Origin of the sequence: Lutispora saccharofermentans (assembly GCF_024363565.1) — a bacterium.
Classification (GTDB): domain Bacteria; phylum Bacillota; class Clostridia; order Lutisporales; family Lutisporaceae; genus Lutispora; species Lutispora saccharofermentans.
This window is the reverse complement of record NZ_JAJEKE010000002.1, coordinates 126,846-150,257: the sequence shown is the minus strand read 5'-3', so window position 1 is coordinate 150,257 and position 23,412 is coordinate 126,846. Positions and strand designations below refer to the sequence as shown.

The window sequence follows — 23,412 nt, the reverse complement described above, 5'->3', positions numbered from 1 at the left end:
GTTATGGAAAATAACAGAAAAGAACAGGAACGGGCGGAATTACACCGCACGATATGGAATATGGCAAATGATCTAAGAGGCAGTGTAGATGGATGGGACTTTAAGCAATATGTTCTAGGTATGCTGTTTTACCGCTACATATCTGAAAATATTACTGCCTATATTAACGCCGGAGAATGGGAAGCTGGCAATACGGAATTTGATTATGCTAAGCTATCCGACGAAGAAGCAGAACAGGCACGAGAGGATTTAGTTAAGACAAAGGGCTTCTTTATTTTACCCAGCGAACTTTTTGAAAATGTCCGAGCTCGTGCAAAGGACGATGAAAACTTAAATGAAACACTGGAACAGGTTTTCAGTAATATAGAAGCATCTGCGCAAGGAACAGAGAGTGAAGATAATTTCAAAGGTCTGTTTGACGATATTGATGTTAACAGCAATAAGCTAGGTAACACTGTAGTAAAGCGTAATGAAAAGCTGGTTAAGCTAATGAATTCTGTTGGAGAAATGAAGCTGGGAGATTACAAAGACAATACTATAGATGCATTCGGTGATGCTTATGAATTTTTAATGGGTATGTATGCATCCAATGCAGGAAAAAGTGGTGGTGAATACTATACGCCGCAGGAGGTTTCTGAACTCCTTACCCACTTAACATTAGTAGGAAAAACTGAAGTCAACAAGGTATATGACCCCGCTTGCGGTTCTGGCTCTCTACTGCTAAAGTTTGCAAAAATTTTGGGAAAAGAAAATGTACGTCAGGGATTTTTCGGTCAAGAAATCAACATTACAACCTACAACCTGTGCAGAATTAATATGTTCCTGCACGATATTGATTATGACAAATTTGATATTGCCCTTGGGGACACACTAACAGATCCGCAACATTGGGATGATGAGCCTTTTGAAGCCATTGTATCAAATCCACCTTACTCTATTAAATGGAAGGGCGACAATGATCCTATTTTGATTAATGACCCTCGCTTTTCTCCAGCGGGAGTATTGGCTCCTAAATCCAAGGCAGACCTTGCTTTTATCATGCATAGTCTTTCTTGGCTTGCAACAAACGGAACAGCGGCTATCGTTTGTTTCCCCGGTGTAATGTACCGCGGAGGCGCTGAAAAGAAAATCAGACAATACCTGATTGATAATAACTATATCGACTGTATCATTCAGTTACCGGATAACTTGTTCTATGGTACCAGCATTGCTACCTGCATTATGGTGCTGAAGAAGTCTAAATCAGAAAATAGTACCTTATTTATCGATGCATCAAAGGAATTTGTAAAGGTTACGAATAACAACAAGCTGACACAGGAAAATATTGAGACCATTCTTAACGCATTCAAAGATAGAAAAGATATTGAGCATTTTGCTAGGCTTGTGCCAAACAGCGAAATTGCTGAAGAGGATTATAACCTGTCTGTTTCAACATATGTGGAACAAGAGGATACGAGAGAAAAGATTGATATTGTTGCCCTCAATGCTGAGATAGAAAAGATTGTGGCGAGAGAGCAGGTTTTAAGGGAAGAAATAGATAAGATTATTGCGGAAATCGAGGTGAGCAAATGAGTAGGTTAGATGAATTGATTGCTGAACTTTGTCCAGATGGAGTGGAGTATGTTCGACTTGCGGAATGTTGTGATATAGAGGACAATAAACGGAAGCCTGTTAAATCATCATTACGCATACCAGGTGACACTCCGTATTATGGTGCTAACAATATCCAAGATTATGTTGAGGGATATACGCACTATGGACAATATGTACTAATTGCAGAAGATGGCTCTGCAAGTCTTGAAAATTATTCTGTACAATATGTAGATGGTTTCTTTTGGGCTAACAACCATGTCCATGTTATAAAAGGCCGTAAGGATCTAGATACCAAGTTTTTATATTACTACTTAACAAGTTTTAATTTTATCCCCTTCTTGACCGGAGGAACAAGAGCTAAACTAAATAAGGGGAATATGGAGGAAATCCCAATCCCCCTTCCCCCTCTAGCTGTTCAGCAGGAAATTGTCCGTATTCTGGACAATTTCACAGAGCTTACAGCAGAGCTTACAGCAGAGCTTACAGCAGAGCTTACAGCAAGAAGAAAGCAGTATGAGTATTACCGCAATGAAATTATGCAACTAAAACATTGGCATGATAGAAAAACTATTACGGAAATGTCTTTAGGAGATATTTACGATTTTCAATATGGAAAGGGCAATGTAATTCCTACAAATGGAGGTGAATATCCTGTTTATGGAAGTAACGGGATTGTAGGAACACATTTTGAATATAACAGCGAAGATGCACCTGTAATTGGCCATATTGGTGCATATGCGGGAATTGTAAACTGGGGATATGGAAAGCACTTTGTAACGTATAATGGGGTTATTTGTAAACTAAAAAACAATAGTGTTCATAGCAGGTATGCATACTATTTGCTTTTGCTACAAGATTTTAGGGCTCAAGCAAAGAGTGGGTCACAACCATTTGTTTCTTATGAAATATTAAAAAAACCACGTGTATTAATACCGCCTTTTGAAGAACAGAAACGCATTGTCGCCATTCTTGACCGTTTTGACGCTTTGTGTAACGACTTAACTAGCGGCATTCCTGCCGAAATCGAAGCACGGCAAAAGCAATATGAATATTACAGAGATAAACTGTTATCTTTCAAGGAGGTGACGGCATGAGCATTTACAACATCGTTGCCAGTACTGACGAAGCAACTGTTGTTGCTGAATATGCAGCTGAATATAATGTCCGACCTGAAAAGTATCAGAGCGAGGCAGAACTTGAGCGGGAGTTTATCAGGCAACTAACTTCCCAAGGATATGAATATATTTCAGTACACAATGAAGCTTCATTGATAGAAAATCTCCGAAAACAACTTGAAGTGCTTAATGATTTTACATTTACTGACAGTGAATGGGATAGATTTTTCACAGAATGTATTGCCAATACAAATGAAGGAATTGTTGAAAAAACCAGAAAAATTCAGGATGACCATATCCAGATTCTAAAACGAGAAGATGGAACAACAAAGAACATATACCTTTTGGATAAGAAGAATATCCATAACAATCGTTTGCAGGTTATTAATCAATACGAAGAAGCAGGCGGCAAACATGAAACCCGATATGATGTGACCATACTTGTAAACGGACTTCCGCTGGTTCATGTGGAGTTAAAGAGGCGCGGTGTTGCTATCCGAGAAGCCTTCAACCAGATAAAAAGATACCAGCGTGACAGTTTTTGGGCGGCTTCTGGTTTATTTGAGTATGTGCAAATATTTGTAATCTCCAATGGCACACATACAAAGTATTATAGTAACACCACAAGAAATGCTCATATCAAGGAGCAAAGTAGCAGTGAGCGACGAAGAAGTAAAAAAACGAGTAATAGCTTTGAGTTTACCAGCTTTTGGGCAGATGCAAACAACAAAATTATTCCTGATCTTGTGGACTTTACTAAAACATTTTTTGCCAAGCATACCCTCTTAAATATTCTAACAAAATATTGTATTTTCACATCTGAAGACCTGCTCCTTGTAATGCGTCCTTATCAAATAGCTGCTGCGGAACGTATCTTATCACGTATTGTAGTATCAACCAACTACAAGAAGATGGGCACAACTGCAGCTGGAGGATATATTTGGCATACAACAGGCTCTGGTAAGACATTGACCAGTTTTAAGACAGCCCAATTAGCTTCTGCCTTGCCTTACATAGACAAGGTGCTGTTTGTTGTTGACCGTAAAGATCTGGACTATCAGACGATGAAGGAATATGACCGTTTTGAAAAGGGAGCAGCTAACGGTAATACGTCCACAAGAGTTCTTCAAAGACAATTGGAAGACAGGGACGAAAAAGGAAATCCTCATGAATACAAAATCATTGTAACCACTATTCAGAAGCTGGATATATTTATACGTAAAAACAAACAGCATGATATTTATAAGAAACACGTGGTACTGATTTTTGATGAGTGCCACCGTTCCCAATTTGGTGAAATGCATCAAGCTATCACGAAGAGTTTTAAGAACTACCATATCTTCGGCTTTACGGGAACTCCGATTTTTGCTGCCAATGCTAGTTCAGGAGGTAACCCACTGCTTCGCACAACCGAGCAGGCTTTTGGAGAAAAACTGCATACTTATACCATTGTGGATGCCATCAATGATGGGAATGTTCTGCCTTTTAGAATAGATTTTATCAATACCATTAAGATGCCTGATTACGTTAATGATAAAAAAGTCTATAGCATAGATAGGGAAAAAGCCTTAGCAGATCCACAGCGAATCAGTGAAATTGTTTCTTACGTTCTTGAACACTTTGATCAGAAGACGAAGCGCAATAGTTATTATACATTCTCTGCGAAATGGGAAGAAGCAGATAAGCACAACCCTAAAAAGATGATAGAAAAGCGTGAAACAAGGCGAGTTGCCGGTTTTAACTCTATATTTGCTGCTGCATCCATCCCAATGGCAATCAGATACTATAAAGAGTTTAAGAAGCAGATAGCGGAAAAGAACCGTAACCTTACCATTGCAACTATTTTCAGTTTTAGTGCAAATGAGGAGGAGCCAGATGGACTGCTTCCTGAAGAGGATTTTAATATGGAAAACCTCGACCAGAGCTCCAGGGATTTTCTTGATGCGGCTATCCGAGATTACAATTCCACATTTAGCACAAATTACGATACCTCCTCGGACAAGTTCCAAAATTATTATAAAGACCTCTCTCTTCGTGTAAAGAATCGGGAGATTGATATATTGATTGTTGTCAATATGTTCCTGACAGGCTTTGATGCAACAACCCTTAATACGCTATGGGTAGACAAAAATCTGCGGCAGCATGGACTGATTCAGGCTTTTTCAAGAACTAACCGCATCCTAAACAGCGTTAAGACTTATGGTAATATCGTTTGTTTCCGAGATTTGAAAGAAGAAACAGACAAAGCTATTGCACTATTCGGCAATAAGGATGCAGGCGGTATTGTACTGCTAAAAACATACGAAGAATACTATAACGGCTATGATGATAAAGGTGAATATAAGCCGGGCTATGCAGAACTGATTGTAAATCTTACAACACAGTATCCCCTTGGTCAACCTATTCTGGGGGAAGAAGCAGAAAAAGACTTTATCCGGTTATATGGAGCAATACTCAGGCTCAGAAATATTCTTACTTCTTTCGATGACTTTGAAGGAAATGAGATTTTATCTGAAAGGGATTTTCAGGACTATCAGAGCATTTATATTGACCTGTATCAGGAATATAGAAAAGGTGCTGATGGTGACAAAGAAACTATCAATGATGACATAGTTTTCGAGATTGAACTGGTCAAACAGATAGAGGTAAATATTGACTACATCCTTATGCTTGTAGCCAAATATCAACAATCCAGCTGCAAGGATAAAACCATTCTTACGACCATTGATAAGGCTATCAATTCGAGTATTGAACTTCGAAGTAAGAAAGAACTTATCGAGCGTTTTATTGAGCAAGTCAATGTATCGACCAAAGTAGATGAAGATTGGCGTAAATTCCTCCATGAGCGTAAGGAAGCGGATATTTCAGCAATTATAGAAGAAGAAAAGTTAAAGCCTGAAGAAACCCGCCGATTCATCGACAATGCTTTCCGAGATGGGATACTTAAAACAACCGGTACAGCCATTGATAAAATCATGCCACCTATATCTCGCTTTGGCGGAGGCAGAGCCGCGAAAAAACAAGGAATTATCGAAAAACTAATGTTATTCTTTGAGAAGTATTTAGGGTTGATATAGATTAATATCAATCGCTAATTCAAAAAATAATATCTTTATAAAAAGACCAGTCACAATCAGGCATGAATGCTTGAAGTGACTGGTCTTTTTTGCCCCGCTTGAAGCTGTTCATTTAAGTTTTTCTTCAATCCCTAAGAGAACGCTTCTTTATGTGGCTATTTTATTTACCTTTTTATCTTCTAGCGTCAAAGCATTCCTTGCAATATACAGGTCTATCATTTGTTGGTTTGAAAGGAACCTGAGTCTCTTTGCCGCATTCTGCGCATACTGCATCATACATTACTCTTTCTCTTTTTGCACCGCCATTGCTGCTTGCTTTTCTAGCAGTCCTGCAATCTTTGCATCTTGCAGGTTCGTTCTGGAAACCTTTTTCTGCGTAGAATTCCTGTTCTCCAGCTGTGAACACGAAATCCTGGCCGCAATCCTTGCATACTAACGTTTTGTCCTGAAACATGAAAATCCCTCTTTCCTTAAATACTTTAGGCTAGTGCCGGTCTCCAGAACTTTTTTTGGGATTTAAGTTTCCAGAAAAACGTTCTTGACCTAATCACATATACCCGATAATATAAATTTACCAGCTGACCTGGTCTTTGCCCCCACACTCGCCGCCGGGAAGTTTCGCTCAAGCAGTTATGCCCCTCACTACAGCTCCTCTCAGGTTAAAACCTGGACGGACTTACCCCTAAGCCGCACCATGCTCGCAAAGTATTTACTTTGTTTACGTGGATCGCTTTGCCTGCGACTGGCATCGATTTTCAACCACAGACCTGGTAATTTACTACTTTTATATTATATACTTTATTATTAGAATATACAAGATTTTTGTATGTATTTATTAAATATTTGTACAAATTGTACGAATTCTACTTTTTTCTATCAATATATACTCCGCCTACATTAACATTAGGTGTTTCATATGCTTTTAATGATTTTTTCCCAAGCTTTACTGTCTTTAATTGTCTTTTTATACCATCGATCAAGTCCGAAACTCTGCCTTTGTTTTCCTCCTCCAGCTTCATTATATCACCAGCCAAATCCAGAATTTCACCTGTAATTTTTTTAACAATTTTCAGCTGGGGATAGCTTTCAGCGTCTATGCTATCCAAAGTATCCACCTTTAACTTTGATTTCATAAGCTGATAGATTTCGGCAAAAGCTTGATCAATATCTTCGATCCTATCGATTTCTTTTTGCTTTTCATCTATAAATCTGCTCAAGTTTTCTCCCTGGTTTTTATCAATATCAGCTTTTTGAGCTAAAGTCAGCTTATGTATTGATTCCATAGAAGTTTTCTTTTGCTCCAGCAAGCTCTGAAGCTTTGATATCATATCCATTACATCCATATCCATATTATCACCTCAAAAAAACAGGGCATGATCACCATGTCCTTATTTATTCACTGTCTGGCGGTTTTTGGCCAATTTCATAGCCTGAGACCAAGTATTTCTCAAATCTTCTGCAAAAACCACTACCTCTTCTATGGCAGCCTTATCCTTTTTAATATTTGCATTTACCAGCTGCCAGTTCATATATTCATAAATAGAGTATAAATTTTTAGAAATATCATAATCCATATTCAAAGTGCTCATAAATTCTTCTATTATATTTTGAGCTTTAATAATGTTATTATGCGCGCTTTGAGGGTTATTCTCCTCAATAGCTTCTATCCCAAGCTTCAGAAATTTCACCAATCCGTTATATAGCATCAGAGTCAATTCTTGAGGCGTGGATGTATTGATCACGTTTTGCTGATATTGCTGATATGGATTTGCTGTTACCATAAATCTGTCTCCCCCATTTCGATTCTTTATCACTGAACTAACCCGCCCTAAGACCCCCGCCTCTATAAGCGGCGAGTGCCTAAGGGCGGCTAAGTCCAGTATGGACTCGACTAACATTCAGTGGGGGTCGAATCCCCCACTGAATGAAGTCTCGTTCAACCTTAGTTGCCTCCAAGACTCTGTGACAGCCATGCAGACTGAGAGTTCATCCTGCTCAGGGCAGTTTCTAATGCTGCGAACTTCATATAAAGAGCATTTTCCTTATCATAAAGCTTCTCTGTAAGATCGTATATCAGCTTTTCCTTGTCGCCGATCTGTTTGACCATAGTACTTTCGAATTCTGTCAAATCACCGATTATGCCGGCCTTTTCCAAAAGAAGGCCCTTTTTGCCATCTTTGTCTCTTGTAGTCCTTATATTGTCCTCAAGTACATCAAAAAGCCTTTCTATTACGCCGCTTCCGTCATATCTCTCTTTTCTTTCAGCTGCAGTTGCATCGGGATCATATCTTTTCTCAGGCTGCTTCGCGAATATATTCATAACTTTATCAGGATTATCAGCAATGGCTTTTTTCAGCTTTTCTTCATCAATATTGAGCCTGGCTCCCTCTCTCCATTCTCCTGTAGAAATGCCTATGGAAGCAAGGGTTCCGGCCTCCGTGTTGTCTCCCATGGCTCTTCTTAGGCTATACAACACATTGTTCAGCAGTCCGTCATTTCTGACGAGGCCTTTTTTGGCACTTTCTTCCCACTTTTCGATTTCGTCTTCATCCATTGCATCCTTTTGCTCATCTGTGAGAGGCAGGTAATATGAACCGTATCTCCCTCCGCTTTTGGGCCTTGTCTCGTTTATCTTAGCAGTTATTTTATTTACAATCTCATTGTATTTGTCTATAAAATTCTTTATCTTGTCGAATATGGCGTCCGTATCCTGAGCAAGGGTTATTTTAGTTTCCCCTGTACCTGTCAACGTGTATGTGACACCGTCTATGGTAAATATGTTGCTATCTCTTTCTGTAGGAATAGGATTGTTTCCACCATCAGTGCCTTCTATTTTGCCATCCAAGAAAAACTTAGCATTCTCGCCTGTTTTAACTTCTGTAGCTATTGAAGCAGCAAAACCTAACTCTTGGAAGAATGCGGCACTCTGAGTCAAATCTATCTTGGCATTCGTGCCCGTGCCCTTTGATTCCATGAAAAATTGATCCAGGAATGGGCTGTAGGAAATCTTTACATCAGCTTTGCTATTATTGATAGCGGAAATCAAATCGCTGAACTTTTTATCCGCACCCACTGTTATCGTCTCACCATTGATCTCCAGCGAGTACTTGCCATCAGCCAAAGTTAAACCACCAAATTTATTGGCTACATCCTCCATGCTGCTGCTTGTGCTTAAACTATTGGCGCCTAATTTACCAGCCTCCGCCTCAAGCCTTGCAGTTTTTGCCAATTGTACAACATCTATGGTATGCTCCATCATAGAAACCTGGGAGTTCGCCGATGCGGTTACAACACCCTCTACCGAATACTTGCTCTTATATGCATAATAAGTATTCGAAAATCTCATGTTGCTGGCTGGCCTTGTTGTTTCAAAAAACTCATCCTTAAAACCTTTCAGTATACTGCTGAAAGATCTGTAGTCGTCTCTTTTCCACTCCAGCAGCTGCTTGTCCTGCTTGACCTTGTCAACCTTCATCCTCTCTACGCGCATCATCTGCTGAATGATGCTGTCGGTATCAAGTCCTGAAGCCATACCGGTAAATCTTAACTTCGAATTTAACATACCAGAGATATTATTAACCATAATATCTACCTCCTTTCATCCACCAAGATACCTGCCATCTCCCACATCTTGGCTACCATATCAAGTATCTTTTCCGGTGGAATTTCCCTTATAATCTCTTTCGTATCTCTATTGATAACCTTCACCATGATCTGTTTTGTGCTTTCATGTATTGAATACTCAAAGCTGCAGGTGGCACCGGTAATGGCTTTGTTAGCCCTTTCTATCATGTTTATCCATACGGATTCATCAATAGAAAGCTCATATTTTGTTTTTTGAGACAATTCCTGATAGCTGTAGTTATCCTTCTGATTGTTGCTATTGCTGCTTATTGCCTGTACATTGCTCGCATTTTTTCTCACTTCGCTGCTGATACTACCAGTTGTCTGCATAGGCGAAATATTCGCCACAGACTCAATTCTCACAATTATCTCCCTCCATGGAAAAAAATTAAATCCTTTATTAATATATATCGTAATAATAAAGGATTTTCTTTAGCATAATTTACATATTTCCCAAATATACATGATTCAGATATTGCCTGGCGATATCCCTGCTTTTTAGCATCACATCTATATCCGTGGGGGGCAGAGTCATCTTGTAGGTTGGGAAATACCGGGACAGGTGAAGAGGAATATCCCTATCCAGACTTGCTAAATAAGAAGCTATACTTGCTACTTCTTCTGGCGAATCATTGAGGCCGCTGACCAAAAGCGTAGTTATTTCTACATGACATTTATCATGGGACTCTTCTATGGTTCTTTTCACATGCTCTATATCTCCGCCGCATATATTCTTGTAATAACCCTTATTGAAGGCCTTTAAATCAATATTCATGGCATCCACATAGGGCAGAAGCTTTAACAGCGGCTCTGTCTGAATATATCCGTTGGTCACCAGAACCGCCTTGAACTCAGGATACCTTTCCTTCAGCAGCCTTGAAGCATCATACACATATTCATACCATATGGATGGTTCATTGTAGGTAAAGGCAAGGCCTATATTGTCCTCCGTAGATCTGCAAAGCTCTGCCAGCTCATCCGGTGATATATACCTGCTCTCGGCTCTGTAATGAGCTATCGAATAATTTTGGCAAAAATCACAAGAAAAGTTGCAGCCGAAGCTGCCCACAGATAGTATTTTCCTTCCCGGCTCAAAGCGATACAAAGGCTTCTTTTCTATAGGGTCCATGGCTATGGCTGTTATCTCTCCATAGTTTATAGTCTTGAGAGCATTATTCGCATTAATTCTAACAGAGCACAAGCCGAACTTGCCCTGCGATATGACACAGTTATGAGGACATAAAAAGCATCTTATTCTATCATCATGCTTCTCCCAAAATCGTGCATCCTTTATCACAGAATCACTCCTTATGCCTTATGATCTCAAATTTCACAGTAGAAGCTAGGACAGCAAATCCATATAATTCTTATTGAAGATCTTTTCGACTTCTTCCTGCTTTATAGGCTTGCTGAATAAGTACCCCTGAAGATAATCGCTTCCGGCTCTTTTCATCCTTTTGAATTCCTCTATCTCCTCTACGCCTTCAGTAACCACTTTCAGATTCAATCCATGTACGAGCGCTATCAGTCTGCCCATTATCTTTATGCTTTCCAATTCTATAAATTTATCCTTGAGACTTTTATCCAGCTTTATTTTATCTATGGGCATAAAAGTAAGGTAATTCAAAGAAGAATAGCCTGTCCCGAAATCATCCAGGGAAATCACTACTCCCAAAGCTTTTAACCTATTTAGAATATTTATTATTTCATGTTTTTTCTCTGCAAAAGTATTTTCCGTTATTTCTATTTCCAGCAGCGAAGGGTCTACGCCATAATCCTCTAATATTTTGCTGATATATTCAACAAGACTGGCATCATAAAACTGTCTTGGAGATAAGTTTATAGATACGGGCAATGGTCTATGACCTTTTTCAGCCCATATGCTTATCTGCTTTACCGCTTCTTTTATCACCCATTTGCCTATGGGCAATATAAGCCCTGTTTCCTCTGCTATAGGTATGAATTCCTCAGGAGAAATATCATTGCCCCTTATTCGCAAAAGAGCTTCAAAAGAAGAAATATACCCTGTCCTTGTTTCTATTATAGGCTGGTAAAGCAATAAAAAGTCTTCATTCCTAAGAGCTTTTCTCAATGCGTTCTCTATATTGATCTTATCATTGAATTTCTCCTTCATCTTTTCATCAAAGAATAAGTATCTGTTCTTGCCTGATTTTTTAGCGCTATACATCGCGATATCCGCTTTGCTCAGAAGCTCATCGATGCCGTTTCCATCACCGGGGTATTGAACTATGCCCATGGTCACGGTTATGCCGTTTTCCATATTGTCCACAATGATTCTGTCCCTGACAATATTTTTCAAATTCTGAGCGTACTCTGCAATCCTATGAGGCGCCTCTTCTCTGATAAGAATAAGGAATTCATCTCCCCCAAATCTAAAGGGAATTGTGTTTTCAGCGGCCCACTCCTTGAGCAATGCTGCAAAGCGTTTCAGCAATTCATCTCCATAAACATGCCCCAAAATATCGTTTATATTTTTGAAGTCGTCTATATCCAGCAAAAGCAGAGCTCCCTTTTTATTATTCCCCAGCTCCTTCATCAATATTTCTGTAAGCTTCCTTCTATTATAAAGTCCCGTTAAAGGATCATAAACTGCCAAGAATTCTATATACTCTTCTTTATGCTTCATCTCAGTGATATCAATCAACACTCCATGCAGAGCATTGATCCTATCTCTCTTGCCTTTGATCCCCTTGCCTCTTATCATATACCAGTGGATCTCATCATCTTTGTCAATGATTCTGATCTGTGTATCGATTTCCTCTCTTGTCCCATCAATGCATCTATCGATCTCATGGATCAGCGAGCTTTTATCCTCTTCATGAACGACTTCATCGATTATCTCATAGATGCTCTCCTTTTGAATGGCTTTATAACCAACTAAGTCCACAAAATTCTTTGAAAATTCTATTGTTTTTTTCCTGGTGTTTATCTCCCATATGAAGCTGCCGGTTGCTTCAATAGCTATTTCATATTTTTGCCTTAACTCTTCATTCTTTTCCGAATACTCTTGTATCTCATCATATTGAGCTCTCAACTCTTCCTCATTGGATACCAGCTGTTCTATGGTGGCCTCCAGCTCCACATTGGTCGACTCCAGATCTTCCTTATACCTTGCCCTTTCAGTGACATCCGTATATATACCATAGCCTCCCAGCAGTTCATCTTTTACCTTCATAAGAATAGCCCTGATATTGACTACGATAGGAGCTCCCGTCTTTGTATATCTTACGTCTTCAAAATCTACTATGCCCTTTTCAAACAACTCTTCGGTCATTTGCACCGCTTTTTCTTTTAACTTTCTCGGCACCACCAGATCATCAAGGTTCCTTCCTATACATTCTTCTCTCGTATATCCGAAAATCCTCAAAAAGCTTTCGTTAACATCAAATACGGTGTGGTCCTTATCAAAACATGCGATTCCATCGGGGCTATTGACAAAAAGAGTCTCATACCTTTTAAGCAATATATCCTGTTGTTTTTGAAACTTTATATTTTCGCTTATATCTCTTGATATAGATACTACCGCTTCAATTTCTCCCTCATCATTAAAAATAGGCACCGCTTTCCCCCAGTCATAGTAATCCAATTTTGAACTGAATGTCTCACCTTCTACAGCACCTTCTACATTTCGCAGGAAACCTGTATAATATCTTTTCTCCGCTTCTTCATCCGGCTTTAGCACCAGGTCTATGAGTGTCGGTCTTTTATATCCGTAAAATATTTCTGAATGTGCATAGTCTCCTTTGCCCAATACTCCTTCTCTCTTTACTCTTGTAAGCCTTTCCATCGCACTATTCCATAATATTATCTTTCCATCCTTATCTATAGCAAAAATAGGATCAGGCAGCACCTCGATAACTCTTTTAAAAAATTTCTCAATATTCATAAAGACTTCCCCTTCCCTATTCTTATGCTATATATCAAATCCGTACTTGCTGATGCGCTGTAACATTGCTAACCCTGTACCCGCTTTATATTCATTCTACTAAATTCGGTAAATTTCTACAATGCTTATATTGTCGTAATTTAAAATCAATTCTAAAGATTCTCACCAGTTCTATTTATTCTCTGTCATCAGAGTAAAAAAATAAGGAAGTGAAAATAATCACTCCTTATGCCTTATCACCTCGAATTTTTCGATGGAATAATCTGCTCCATTCGGTATGCCTGCCTTCCGCAAGGCTATGTCAAGCTGCTCCTCCACAGTATCTACACCTTCCAGATCAGGAAGCAGCAATCCTGTCCTTCCCCTCCATCTGACTATTACGCCGTACTTTTGGGGATCCAGTTCTTCCTTTGAAGCCTTTTGGGCTTCAGTCAGCACATCTACAGAAAAATCTATCTCCTCCAGTTCGGCTTCTGCTACAGGGCTGAACCTCGGATCCTGGGTTCCTGCCTCCACAGCATTCCTTATAATCTCCTCAGCAATATTTTCTGTCACAGGAAAGATGGTACCTATACAGCCTCTCAGCTGGCCCTCCTTTTTCAAAGATACAAAGACTCCTCTTTTGGTGTTTTTCATCTCCTCTGTCACATAAGCAGGCCTATAATCAATATATTTATCATAAAGCAAATAATGGGTGAGGCTTTCACGAGCAAGCCTTACATATGGGTCCGAATTATTTATTTTCTCACTGAATCTTCTTTTGCCCGACTCAAGCAAAGCATTGTACATATCTGTATCGGAAGCTTCAAGAGAAAAGCTCATGACTCCGTAGCCTACTCCAAAGGTGCCTTCATAGGATAAAAGATGCCCTTTGATATTATAGCCGTCCATAGCGCCAAGCATTATGTAATATGAACGAAGGCCGCACTCAGCAGCTTTTTCTACAATATTGCAGTCCATATTGAATACTCCCTGAACATCTCCCGCCTGCAGCAAGGATATGATCTCTCTGTCAAAGGCTTCGCCTTCCGATGTATAGCCATAGGGGCCTTCAGCCCTAAGCTTATGAGACAAGTCTCCGCTTGCGATAAATACAGCTTTGGAATCGCTCTCCTCTACAGCTTTTCTTATGCACATGCCAAATTTATATAGCTGTATCTTAGGGAGCATACCATAGGTTATATGCACCAGTTTATAGCCGGAAAGCTTTTTGTTGATAAAATATAGAGGCACCATAGCACCATGATCCAGCTCATAACCTATTCCGTATCGCTTTGCAGAGTTTTTGGTTATCTCCGCTGTCATAATGCCTTCTTCTTCTGCCATCTCTATTATTTTCTCAGTAAGGTATATGTCTATTTCTTCCTTAAATGCTACTTGAGGAGCGCTGAATTTCCCCAAGGTTCCCTTTATGCTGTTATCATAGGTCAAAGCCACCGCATCGCTAAACACAGGCCCATGAGGAGTCACTATAATTATTGTATCTGCATCCAAAGATGCTATCTCCGCTGCTGCTTTATCAAATGCATCAAAAGTCGCTCTTATCTTTTTTTCCTCTCCCCGGCCAATCTCCGGGATAACTATGGGAGGATGGGGCATGGTATAAAAAGCAGATATGCTGCCCATAAAATCACCTCGATTTTATTTATATATTAGCTATATTGTACCATAAGGGACAAAAAAATCCTGCTACGATCCAGCAGGATTTTTTTGTTTATTGGATTCTAAAAAATAATCAACAATATCCTCAATGGATACAAGACCCACCAGGACATTTCCCTCTACTATAGGCAATGCGATAACATCTTTGCTCCTTAATTTTTTGGCTACCTCTATAATTTCTTCATCTGCCTGAGCCTTCACCACTTCTTTTGTCATCACCCATTCTACAGGACAGCTTTTATAATGCCCCGGCTCCATTAGGAAGCGATGGATATCCGCCTTTACTATTATTCCCAGAAGATTATTATTTTCATTGACAATAGGAGTTCCATGGATTTTTTCCCTGTTCATTATTTCTAAAACCTTGTCAACAGTATCACTAGGCTTTACAGCTATTACAGGTGTTCTCATTATTTCTCTTATCTTCATTGAAATAACTTCTCCTTTCCAATAGACCTATTATGCAGCTTATAGAAATATCATAATCTTATATCTACATTTCGTCCTAAATTCGGATTCACCGACAATTCCATTGCTTTCACAGTCTGCTCCAGCATTTGATTTAAATCTGCAGCTTGCACCTTGGCCTGCTCCATTGTCATTTTCAGCACTGAAATACTTGCCTGCTGCTTTATAGCCGAATGATTCATTGCTGATGCTAATGCCGCTATGTCCATATGATCATCTCCTTTTACTAAATAAAATCTCTCCTATCATCCGTTTTAAGGCATATTTATTATGAAACAATATAAGGTACAAATATCCTCTTGATTTCTTCTCTCCAATTCTTAAATGATGGAAGAATATTTCCTGATATTTGCTTTTTCAAATCTGCCTCTTTGCCCTGTTCATAACTGCTTATCGCCTTATTCATGCTTTCTCTTAGGGAGACTGCTAAAATGTCTATATCATTTTCCGGCAGTCTATCCTTCATGGGATATATGGCATCTTCAATACTAGCTATGGCTTCCATTACGTCTTTTAAGACGATGAAAGCTTCTTCATAGCGCAGCTCTTCCAATTGTTTTTGTATATAGATAAGCCCTTCTTCTGTTGTCTCCAGCAGTTGTAAAGACTTTTCTATTACTTCATGGTATTTTCCCATATTGTCCTCCTTTGAACTTATCTTTAACTTTGAACGAGACTTCATTCAGAGGGGGATGGAAGCCCCCACTGAATGTTAGCCGAGTCCATGCTGGACTTAGCCGCCCTTTGAAACCCGCCGCCTACAGAGGCAAGGTGAATTGCCCTATGGGGCAAGAGAAGGTGCCCTGGGGTATGGGGGTCTTAGGGCGGATTAGTTCAGTGATAAAAACTTATATTGTCATTAAATATTTGCCATATTCAGTCTTTGCCAAAGGCTCTGCTAATGATTGCAGTTGTTCTTTCGAAATAAACCCGTTGCGGTAAGCAATTTCTTCAATGCATGCAACATAAAGCCCTTGTCTTTTTTGGACTGTTTGAACAAAATTACTTGCTTCTAAGAGTGCATCGTGGGTGCCGGTATCCAACCATGCAAATCCTCTACCTAAAAGCTTAACCCTTAAGCTTTTATTATCCAGATATTTTCTATTTAAATCTGTTATCTCTAATTCGCCTCTAGCTGATGGTTTCAGATTTTTGGCAATCTCCACTACATATTTATCATAAAAGTATAGTCCCGGAACTGCATAGTTTGATTTAGGCATTTTAGGCTTTTCTTCTATAGACAGTACATTCCATTGAGCATCAAACTCAACTACTCCATATGCTCCAGGATTATTTACATAATACCCAAAGATGTATGCTCCTTCCTTCAAGTTAGAAGCCTCATGCAGCATAGCAGAAAAACCGTAGCCATAGAAAACATTGTCTCCCAAAATTAAAGCAACCGATTCATTGTTAATAAATTTCTCCCCTATTATGAAGGCTTCTGCGATACCGTTGGGCTCAGCCTGTACTGCATAAGAAAAGTGCATACCTAGTTGAATTCCATCACCTAAAAGTTCTTTGTACATTGGCAAATCTCTAGGCGTAGATATAATTAGCACTTCTCTAATTCCGGCCAGCATCAATACAGATAGTGGGTAGTAGATCATGGGTTTATCATATATCGGCACAATCTGTTTGCTAATAGATTTTGTAATAGGATATAAACGCGTTCCGCTCCCTCCGGCTAATATAATTCCCTTCAAAACTGCTACCCTCTTTCTCTGTCAAAGTACATTTTTTTATAATAATCTTCATAAGCCCCAGAAGTGATCTCCTCAAGCCATTTGCTATTATCTAAATACCATTTTACAGTCTTTATGATTCCTTCATCAAAAGATGTTTTAGCACTCCATCCAAGTTCATTCTTTGTCTTAGTTGGATCAATAGCGTATCTTCTATCATGACCCTTCCTATCCTTCACATATTTAATCTGGTTTTCGCTTATACCTTCTTTCCGTACATCATCTATTAATAAGTTTTTTAGTATCCTGATAATCGTCTTTACAATATCAATGTTTGTTTTTTCATTTTCTCCGCCTATGTTATAGACTTGTCCAGCTCTTCCTCTATTAACTACTAAATCTATAGCGCAGCAATGATCATCTACATATATCCAATCTCTAATATTTTTCCCATCTCCATAAATAGGTAGATCTTTACCATTTAGGCAATTATTAATTATCAAAGGAATCAATTTTTCGGGAAACTGGTATGGCCCATAATTATTTGAACATCTCGTTATATTTACAGGCATTTTATAAGTATCATGATAGGATTTTACCAGCAAATCTGCAGAAGTTTTACTAGCAGAATAAGGGCTTCTTGGATCAAGAGGAGATATTTCGCTGAAGTATCCTGTCTCTCCTAAAGAACCATATACCTCATCGGTAGAAACCTGGATAAATTTTTTCCCCTCTTCCCATTGGTCTCCCTTCATCCAGGATCTTTTTGCTGCTTCCAATAACACGAAGGTTCCCTCAACATTTGTCTTTATAAATTCCATAGGATTTTCTATGCTTCTATCCACATGAGATTCTGCCGCAAAATTTATTACATAGTCAATGGAATATTTATTAAATATTAACTGCACTAATTCTACATCTGTAATATCACCTTTAATAAAGATGTAATTTTTACTCTCTTCAACACCTTTTAAATTATTTAGGTTCCCTGCATATGTAAGCTTGTCCAGATTTATAATAAAGATATCTTCATATTTCTCAATCATATAGTTAATGAAATTAGAGCCAATAAAACCTGCTCCTCCAGTAACCAGATAAGTTTTCACATTGATTACCCCCTATATATTGCTAAAAGTCATAGATAAAGGCAGTTTCTCTAAAGTACGGATAATTCTTATCCTTTTCCGAAAGCAGTAATTCCTCAACTCTATCCAGGGGCCATTCAATATTAAAAGAAGAGTCATCCCAGGGATAACCGCCTTCATCTTCCGGATGATAAAGATCAGTACATTTATATATAAACTCAGCCTCATCCGACAATACTAAAAAGCCATGAGCAAATCCTTCAGGTATATACATTTGCTTTCTATTTTCTTCACTTATAATACACCCATACCACTGCTTAAAAGTTGGGGAATTTTTTCTTAAATCAACAGCTACATCAAATACTTCTCCCTTAAGGATTCGAACTAACTTTCCTTGGGGATGCCTTTTTTGAAAATGCAATCCCCGTAGCACACCTTTTTTTGATTTCGATTGATTATCTTGCACAAATTTCAGGTTTAATCCCGCTTCTTTAAAAGCTTTTTCATTGTAAGTCTCCATAAAATAGCCTCTTGAATCGTTAAAAATCTTTTGCTCTATAATATAAAGACCTTTGATATTTGTTTCTGTAAATGTAAAATTGCTCACTTCTTCATCTCCTAAAGCTGCAGCCTGTTTTTTACAAAATCATAAAGGGCCTTTTCCCAATCCCTCATACCGTCTCCTATTGTACTTCTTAACATCATATTGTCTAAACAGGAATAAGAAGGCCGTTTAGCTTTTCTTGTAAACTGCTCTGAAGTAACCGGTTCAACAATACAATCAATTTCGGCATACTCAATTAACTTGCAGGCAAAGTCATACCAGCTGGTAATACCATTCCCTGTACAATGATAAATGCCATATTCATCGGTAAATGCTAACTTTAGTATGTGCCTTGCTAAATCTTCTGCATTGGTTGGATTACCAATCTGATCATTAACTACTTGCAATTTCCCTTTCTCTCTTGCCAGTCTTATAATTGTTTTAACAAAATTATTTCCGTTTTCTCCATAAAGCCAAGAAGTTCTTATTATGAAATATTGGCTGCAAAAATCTCGTACATAATTTTCACCGAATAGCTTTGTTTTGCCATATACATTTATAGGATTTGGTGTATCGTATTCTCTGTAGGGCATTTTTTCTCCATTTACAGTAATCCCTTCTCCATCAAACACATAATCTGTTGAAATATGAATAAGCTTGGCTCCGACGGATTCAGCGGCGGCCGCTAGATTTCTTGGGCCTAACGCATTGACTTGAAAAGCTTTTCCGTAATCTTCTTCAGCTTTATCTACATTGGTATAAGCTGCACAATTGATGATAATGTCTGGCTTAATATCTTGTATGAAGCTTAATACAGAAGATCTATCTGAGATATTTAATTCTTTAGAACTTCTTTTTAGCAAAAAAATATTAGCTTTGGCTAAAGATTCAAAGTCAACAATATTGTCTTCTAAATTTTTTATGATTTCTGAACCTAATTGTCCCTTATAGCCTACTATCAAGAGCTTTCTCACCATTACCACCTATTATCCTATTTATTTAAACGAATTAATCGTGTCTATAACATATTCAATCTCACTATCTTTCATTCTATACCATATAGGTAAACTAAGAACTTCTTTTGATATTTCTTCTGCAATTGGAAAGTCGCCAAGCTTAAGGTTTAAATCCTGATAAGCCTGCTGTAAATGCATTGGTATCGGATAGTGGATCAATGTATCTATTCCTTTATTTTTCAAATATTCCTGTAAATTGTCTCTTTTCTTTGTCCTTATGACGAATAAATGCCATACATGCTTTGCATAATCAGCTTCTATCGGTTTTATAATTTGGGGATTATTAATACCTTCAATGTATTTTCTCGCAATTCTTACCCTATCCTCATTCCATCTGTCCAGATTTTTCAACTTTATTCTTAAAAAAGCTGCCTGAATTTCATCAAGTCTTGAATTTATACCTTTATATATATGATGGTATTTTTTATCAGATCCATAGTTTGCTATTGCTCTTATCTTATCAGCTAATTCTTTATCATTTGTGACTACTGCACCTGCATCTCCTAACGCTCCTAAATTTTTTCCCGGATAAAAGCTGAAACCGGACGCATCCCCTAAACTCCCTGCTTTTCTATTCTTATACAAAGCTCCGTGAGATTGGGCCGAATCCTCTATAACTTTTAAATTATACTTCTTTGCAATCTTATTTATTTTATCCATATCGGCTGCTTGTCCATACAGGTGAACCGCTATTATTGCTCTTGTCTTATCCGTAATTGCATTTTCAATCAAATCTGGATTAATATTATATATTTTGGGCTCCGATTCAACAAAAACAGGTTTTGCTCCTGTATAAGATACTGCAAGTGCAGTAGCAATATATGTATTAGATGGCACTATTACTTCATCGCCAGCACCTATACCATAACTCCGCAAAATCAGATAGAGCGCATCAAGCCCATTGCCGCAGCCTATACAATACTTTGAATCGCAAAATGCTGCAAATTCTTCTTCAAATTTTTTTACTTCTTCTCCTTGAATAAACCAATTCTTTTTATACACTTCTTTAAACTTATTTAATAGCTCATCTTCAATTTCTTTATGCATGGGTTCAAAGCTTGCAAATGGAATGTTCATATGACTCACTTCTCCTAAAATCTTTTTTTAGCTTCTTCTAAATAGTAATCATAATTTCTAATATAGTCATCCTCGTCATAATACTCTGAAGCAAGAACCAACAATACGCTACCTTCAGTAAAATCAAACATCTCACGCCATATATAAGGACCTATATACAATCCTAAAGATGGTTCATTTAATTCTATCACTTCTTCACCATCAGGATTTTTGAGTCTTATTTTTACAGAACCATTAAGGCAGATAAGAACCTGATGAAGCTTTCTATGAGAATGGAATCCTCTTGTTACTCCTTGCTCTACTTTGCTGATATAGTAAACTCGCTTTATTTCAAAAGGTATATCGATTTTTTCTTCTATTGGAGTAAGATATCCATATTTATCTCTAACTTCCTTAAATTTTATTAATGCACAGTTTAACATAACTAATCACCTTCTTGTAAACTTAAATTATTAAACCATGTTTCATAATCAGATTCTTCCCATGGCATACCCCTCTTAAAAGTATATCTCCAAGGATAGACTGGCTCTCCTGTTATTCTGTTTCTTATTTTCCGTACAGAGCAGATTTCTTTAGATGGATTTCCTACAACTACAGTCTCTTTGGGTACATCCTTAGTAACAATTGCCCCAGCACCAATTAAAGCATCTTCATTAATATGAATTCCCGGCATTATGATACTTCCAGTAGCAATAATTGCAAATGAATCAACGGTAACTCCTACTAATTTGCCTGATGGTGGAGTTGGATCATTTGTTAAAACAACATATGGAAAAATCCAAACATAATCATTTATATTACTTTTTTGGCCAATATGAACATTGCTATGTATACTCACAAAATCGCCAATTTTACAATGTCCTTGTATATCAGATAATGTTCCAATTCTAACATTATGTCCGATTTTAGTATTTTCTCTTATTGTGACTTTGTGCCCGCTTTGGAAATTATCCCCTATTATTGTATCTCCGTATATTATATTCTCGGTTCTGATTAAAGAGTTTTCACCGATTATTAATGGATGTAACTTATTAGTTCTGTCTTTATAGAAATCCATCAAATACTCTCCTAATATACATCTTGCTCCTATAAAGCTACCCTTCTTTATATGAACATTTTCTCTTATTATACACCCATAGTCTATATATACATTATCTTCTATTATTACTTTGTCACCAATTATAACCCCTTCTTTTATAGTTACATCTTGTCCTATTTGAGCTGTTGGATGGATCATTTATTCAAATCCTCCCTCTTAATTCTTTGCTTGCTTTCCACTTTACAGTAACATCTTGGATCTATATATTAAAATGGAAAAAACCATTATTAATTCTATTAACTATTCAGAATCTAACATATATTACATATATTATTTTCAAAGTTTTTCTATAAAAACAATTATATCATCATAATTCTTTACTATTTCCATGTAATGACTGTTTGCTATATTTCTAAATAGAAATATATTTGTTTTTATTTTTGAGCCGCAAATGTCTTTAACTTTGCAAAAAGAATCATCTACAAAATCAAAGTCTAGTGCGATCGTTGGACTAATGTTGTCCATTTAAATACTCCTATAAATAATATATGATAATATCATAGTACATCTCTTACTTTATTACAGAACTCACAGTTTATAATATCATTTTGCCTAACCTGCCCATTTCCACTATCATATATTAAAATATGTGGCCTTTCTCCATCAGAAAGCTTATCATAAAAAACATTTTCTGCTAGCTTCTTTGTGCTGAGATATGTTTCATACTCGCTTGCTTCCGATAAAAGGTCATCTTTTGATATTTTCCTTTTTTGCAGACGTTTAATTATCTTTTCTTCATCATTGCAAACACAATTAATAATCGTTATGTGAGCATCCACGTTTTTTGCAAATTCATAAACTTGTTGTCTTTGCCATTTAAAATTATATGTCGCATCTAGAATCACATTATCAAAGGTTTCTAATATTTTACCCGCTTTATTTAGAACTTCGTTATATACTATTTTAGATACTGCAATAAATCTTTCATCGTCTAATTCAAACTTGTATTTTAGAGATTCCTGCTGATTCGGATAAAGCCCTAATTCTTTACGTATAAAGGCCGTATGCAATATTTGCACATTTTCTAGCTTATTAAAGATTTTAATTGCTGTTGTACTTTTTCCGCTTGCAGTAAAACCATTCATCATTATAATATGCTTGGACATTCCTGCACCTCAACTTTATCATCTTCAGCTGGTATCCTAATTGCAAAATGGATAATATCTTTACACTCCGATTCATTATAGCCATGTCTGTCTCCCGGCTCCAATAGCACTCCATCCCAAGGATTCATATCATAAAGCTTTCCATTGACTTTGATTTTGCCTCCTTCTGGGAAAAAAATTAACTCGGTTGACTTTGCATGATAGTGCTCTGCAAACTCTCCTTTTGGAACATCACAATGATAAAGAACCATAGAGGAACTTAATGAATCAATATTCATTTCCAGTAATTTGGTAACTTTTCTGCCATCTTTACGTATTGAACAATGCGCAACATCTTTTCTAATAATTTTCAAC

24 protein-coding genes are annotated in these 23,412 nt (G+C 37.6%); 3 read left to right on the top strand and 21 right to left on the bottom strand.

Annotated elements, in window-relative coordinates; genetic code table 11:
• The first annotated feature begins 3 nt into the window (after positions 1-3).
• The 3 genes from LJD61_RS03605 to LJD61_RS03595 are packed head-to-tail and all read left to right on the top strand — an operon-like array spanning position 4 to position 5,785.
• On the top strand, positions 4-1,572 hold the full coding sequence (locus tag LJD61_RS03605) for a type I restriction-modification system subunit M (protein ID WP_255226143.1): 1,569 nt from the start codon (positions 4-6) through the stop codon (positions 1,570-1,572).
• On the top strand, positions 1,569-2,687 hold the full coding sequence (locus LJD61_RS03600) for a restriction endonuclease subunit S (protein ID WP_255226142.1): 1,119 nt from the start codon (positions 1,569-1,571) through the stop codon (positions 2,685-2,687). The genes LJD61_RS03605 and LJD61_RS03600 overlap by 4 nt, the downstream gene beginning before the upstream one ends.
• Positions 2,684-5,785, top strand: a complete 3,102-nt coding sequence (locus tag LJD61_RS03595) for a type I restriction endonuclease subunit R (protein WP_255226141.1) — start codon at positions 2,684-2,686, stop codon at positions 5,783-5,785. Before LJD61_RS03600 ends, LJD61_RS03595 begins: the two co-directional genes overlap by 4 nt.
• 172 nt (positions 5,786-5,957) lie before the next feature.
• On the opposite strand, the gene LJD61_RS03590 is transcribed toward LJD61_RS03595, so the two are convergent.
• The 21 genes from LJD61_RS03590 to LJD61_RS03490 all read right to left on the bottom strand — a co-directional run bounded on the left by LJD61_RS03590 (position 5,958) and on the right by LJD61_RS03490 (position 23,411).
• On the bottom strand, positions 5,958-6,239 hold the full coding sequence (locus LJD61_RS03590) for a zinc-ribbon domain containing protein (RefSeq protein ID WP_255226140.1): 282 nt from the start codon (positions 6,237-6,239) through the stop codon (positions 5,958-5,960).
• Between the two features lie 409 nt (positions 6,240-6,648).
• Positions 6,649-7,134: a flagellar export chaperone FlgN gene (gene flgN, locus LJD61_RS03585; RefSeq protein WP_255226139.1), complete on the bottom strand. Its 486-nt coding sequence runs from the start codon at positions 7,132-7,134 to the stop codon at positions 6,649-6,651.
• Positions 7,135-7,173: 39 nt separating this feature from the next.
• Positions 7,174-7,566, bottom strand: a complete 393-nt coding sequence (fliS, locus tag LJD61_RS03580; protein ID WP_255226421.1) for a flagellar export chaperone FliS — start codon at positions 7,564-7,566, stop codon at positions 7,174-7,176.
• A gap of 161 nt (positions 7,567-7,727) precedes the next feature.
• A complete protein-coding gene (gene fliD / locus LJD61_RS03575; RefSeq protein ID WP_255226138.1) occupies positions 7,728-9,368 on the bottom strand; it encodes a flagellar filament capping protein FliD in 1,641 nt (546 codons plus the stop codon).
• Positions 9,369-9,373: 5 nt separating this feature from the next.
• Positions 9,374-9,772, bottom strand: a complete 399-nt coding sequence (locus LJD61_RS03570) for a flagellar protein FlaG (protein ID WP_255226137.1) — start codon at positions 9,770-9,772, stop codon at positions 9,374-9,376.
• 79 nt (positions 9,773-9,851) lie between these two features.
• On the bottom strand, positions 9,852-10,706 hold the full coding sequence (amrS, locus tag LJD61_RS03565; RefSeq protein ID WP_255226136.1) for an AmmeMemoRadiSam system radical SAM enzyme: 855 nt from the start codon (positions 10,704-10,706) through the stop codon (positions 9,852-9,854).
• 45 nt (positions 10,707-10,751) lie between these two features.
• Positions 10,752-13,316, bottom strand: coding sequence for a sensor domain-containing protein (locus LJD61_RS03560; RefSeq protein WP_255226135.1), 2,565 nt, complete (start codon positions 13,314-13,316; stop codon positions 10,752-10,754).
• A gap of 219 nt (positions 13,317-13,535) precedes the next feature.
• The gene (gene amrA / locus LJD61_RS03555) at positions 13,536-14,942 is read right to left on the bottom strand and encodes an AmmeMemoRadiSam system protein A (protein ID WP_255226134.1); all 1,407 of its coding nucleotides are present in this window, start codon (positions 14,940-14,942) and stop codon (positions 13,536-13,538) included.
• A 63-nt stretch (positions 14,943-15,005) separates the two neighbouring features.
• The gene (locus LJD61_RS03550; RefSeq protein ID WP_255226133.1) at positions 15,006-15,407 is read right to left on the bottom strand and encodes a CBS domain-containing protein; all 402 of its coding nucleotides are present in this window, start codon (positions 15,405-15,407) and stop codon (positions 15,006-15,008) included.
• A gap of 50 nt (positions 15,408-15,457) precedes the next feature.
• Positions 15,458-15,655, bottom strand: a complete 198-nt coding sequence (locus tag LJD61_RS03545) for a YjfB family protein (RefSeq protein ID WP_255226132.1) — start codon at positions 15,653-15,655, stop codon at positions 15,458-15,460.
• Positions 15,656-15,714: 59 nt separating this feature from the next.
• Positions 15,715-16,083, bottom strand: coding sequence for a hypothetical protein (locus LJD61_RS03540; protein ID WP_255226131.1), 369 nt, complete (start codon positions 16,081-16,083; stop codon positions 15,715-15,717).
• Between the two features lie 211 nt (positions 16,084-16,294).
• Positions 16,295-17,152: a glucose-1-phosphate thymidylyltransferase RfbA gene (rfbA, locus tag LJD61_RS03535; RefSeq protein ID WP_255226130.1), complete on the bottom strand. Its 858-nt coding sequence runs from the start codon at positions 17,150-17,152 to the stop codon at positions 16,295-16,297.
• A gap of 5 nt (positions 17,153-17,157) precedes the next feature.
• Positions 17,158-18,237, bottom strand: a complete 1,080-nt coding sequence (gene rfbB / locus LJD61_RS03530) for a dTDP-glucose 4,6-dehydratase (RefSeq protein ID WP_255226129.1) — start codon at positions 18,235-18,237, stop codon at positions 17,158-17,160.
• A gap of 22 nt (positions 18,238-18,259) precedes the next feature.
• Complete coding sequence (gene rfbC, locus LJD61_RS03525) at positions 18,260-18,823, bottom strand: dTDP-4-dehydrorhamnose 3,5-epimerase (protein WP_255226128.1); 564 nt, start codon at positions 18,821-18,823, stop codon at positions 18,260-18,262.
• Positions 18,824-18,834: 11 nt separating this feature from the next.
• The gene (rfbD, locus tag LJD61_RS03520; protein ID WP_255226127.1) at positions 18,835-19,734 is read right to left on the bottom strand and encodes a dTDP-4-dehydrorhamnose reductase; all 900 of its coding nucleotides are present in this window, start codon (positions 19,732-19,734) and stop codon (positions 18,835-18,837) included.
• A gap of 21 nt (positions 19,735-19,755) precedes the next feature.
• Positions 19,756-20,853, bottom strand: coding sequence for a DegT/DnrJ/EryC1/StrS family aminotransferase (locus LJD61_RS03515; RefSeq protein WP_255226126.1), 1,098 nt, complete (start codon positions 20,851-20,853; stop codon positions 19,756-19,758).
• 14 nt (positions 20,854-20,867) lie between these two features.
• Entirely contained in the window at positions 20,868-21,275 is a 408-nt protein-coding gene (locus LJD61_RS03510) for a sugar 3,4-ketoisomerase (RefSeq protein ID WP_255226125.1), read from the bottom strand.
• Positions 21,276-21,277: 2 nt separating this feature from the next.
• Positions 21,278-22,090 (bottom strand): acyltransferase, encoded by an 813-nt coding sequence (locus LJD61_RS03505; protein ID WP_255226124.1) that lies wholly within the window; start codon positions 22,088-22,090, stop codon positions 21,278-21,280.
• A gap of 138 nt (positions 22,091-22,228) precedes the next feature.
• Positions 22,229-22,417: a hypothetical protein gene (locus LJD61_RS03500; protein WP_255226123.1), complete on the bottom strand. Its 189-nt coding sequence runs from the start codon at positions 22,415-22,417 to the stop codon at positions 22,229-22,231.
• 32 nt (positions 22,418-22,449) lie between these two features.
• Positions 22,450-23,058 carry an AAA family ATPase gene (locus LJD61_RS03495; protein WP_255226122.1) on the bottom strand — a complete coding sequence of 203 codons (609 nt, stop codon included), beginning with the start codon at positions 23,056-23,058 and terminating at the stop codon, positions 22,450-22,452.
• The gene (locus tag LJD61_RS03490; RefSeq protein ID WP_255226121.1) at positions 23,040-23,411 is read right to left on the bottom strand and encodes a cupin domain-containing protein; all 372 of its coding nucleotides are present in this window, start codon (positions 23,409-23,411) and stop codon (positions 23,040-23,042) included. Before LJD61_RS03490 ends, LJD61_RS03495 begins: the two co-directional genes overlap by 19 nt.
• Position 23,412: the final 1 nt, after the last annotated feature.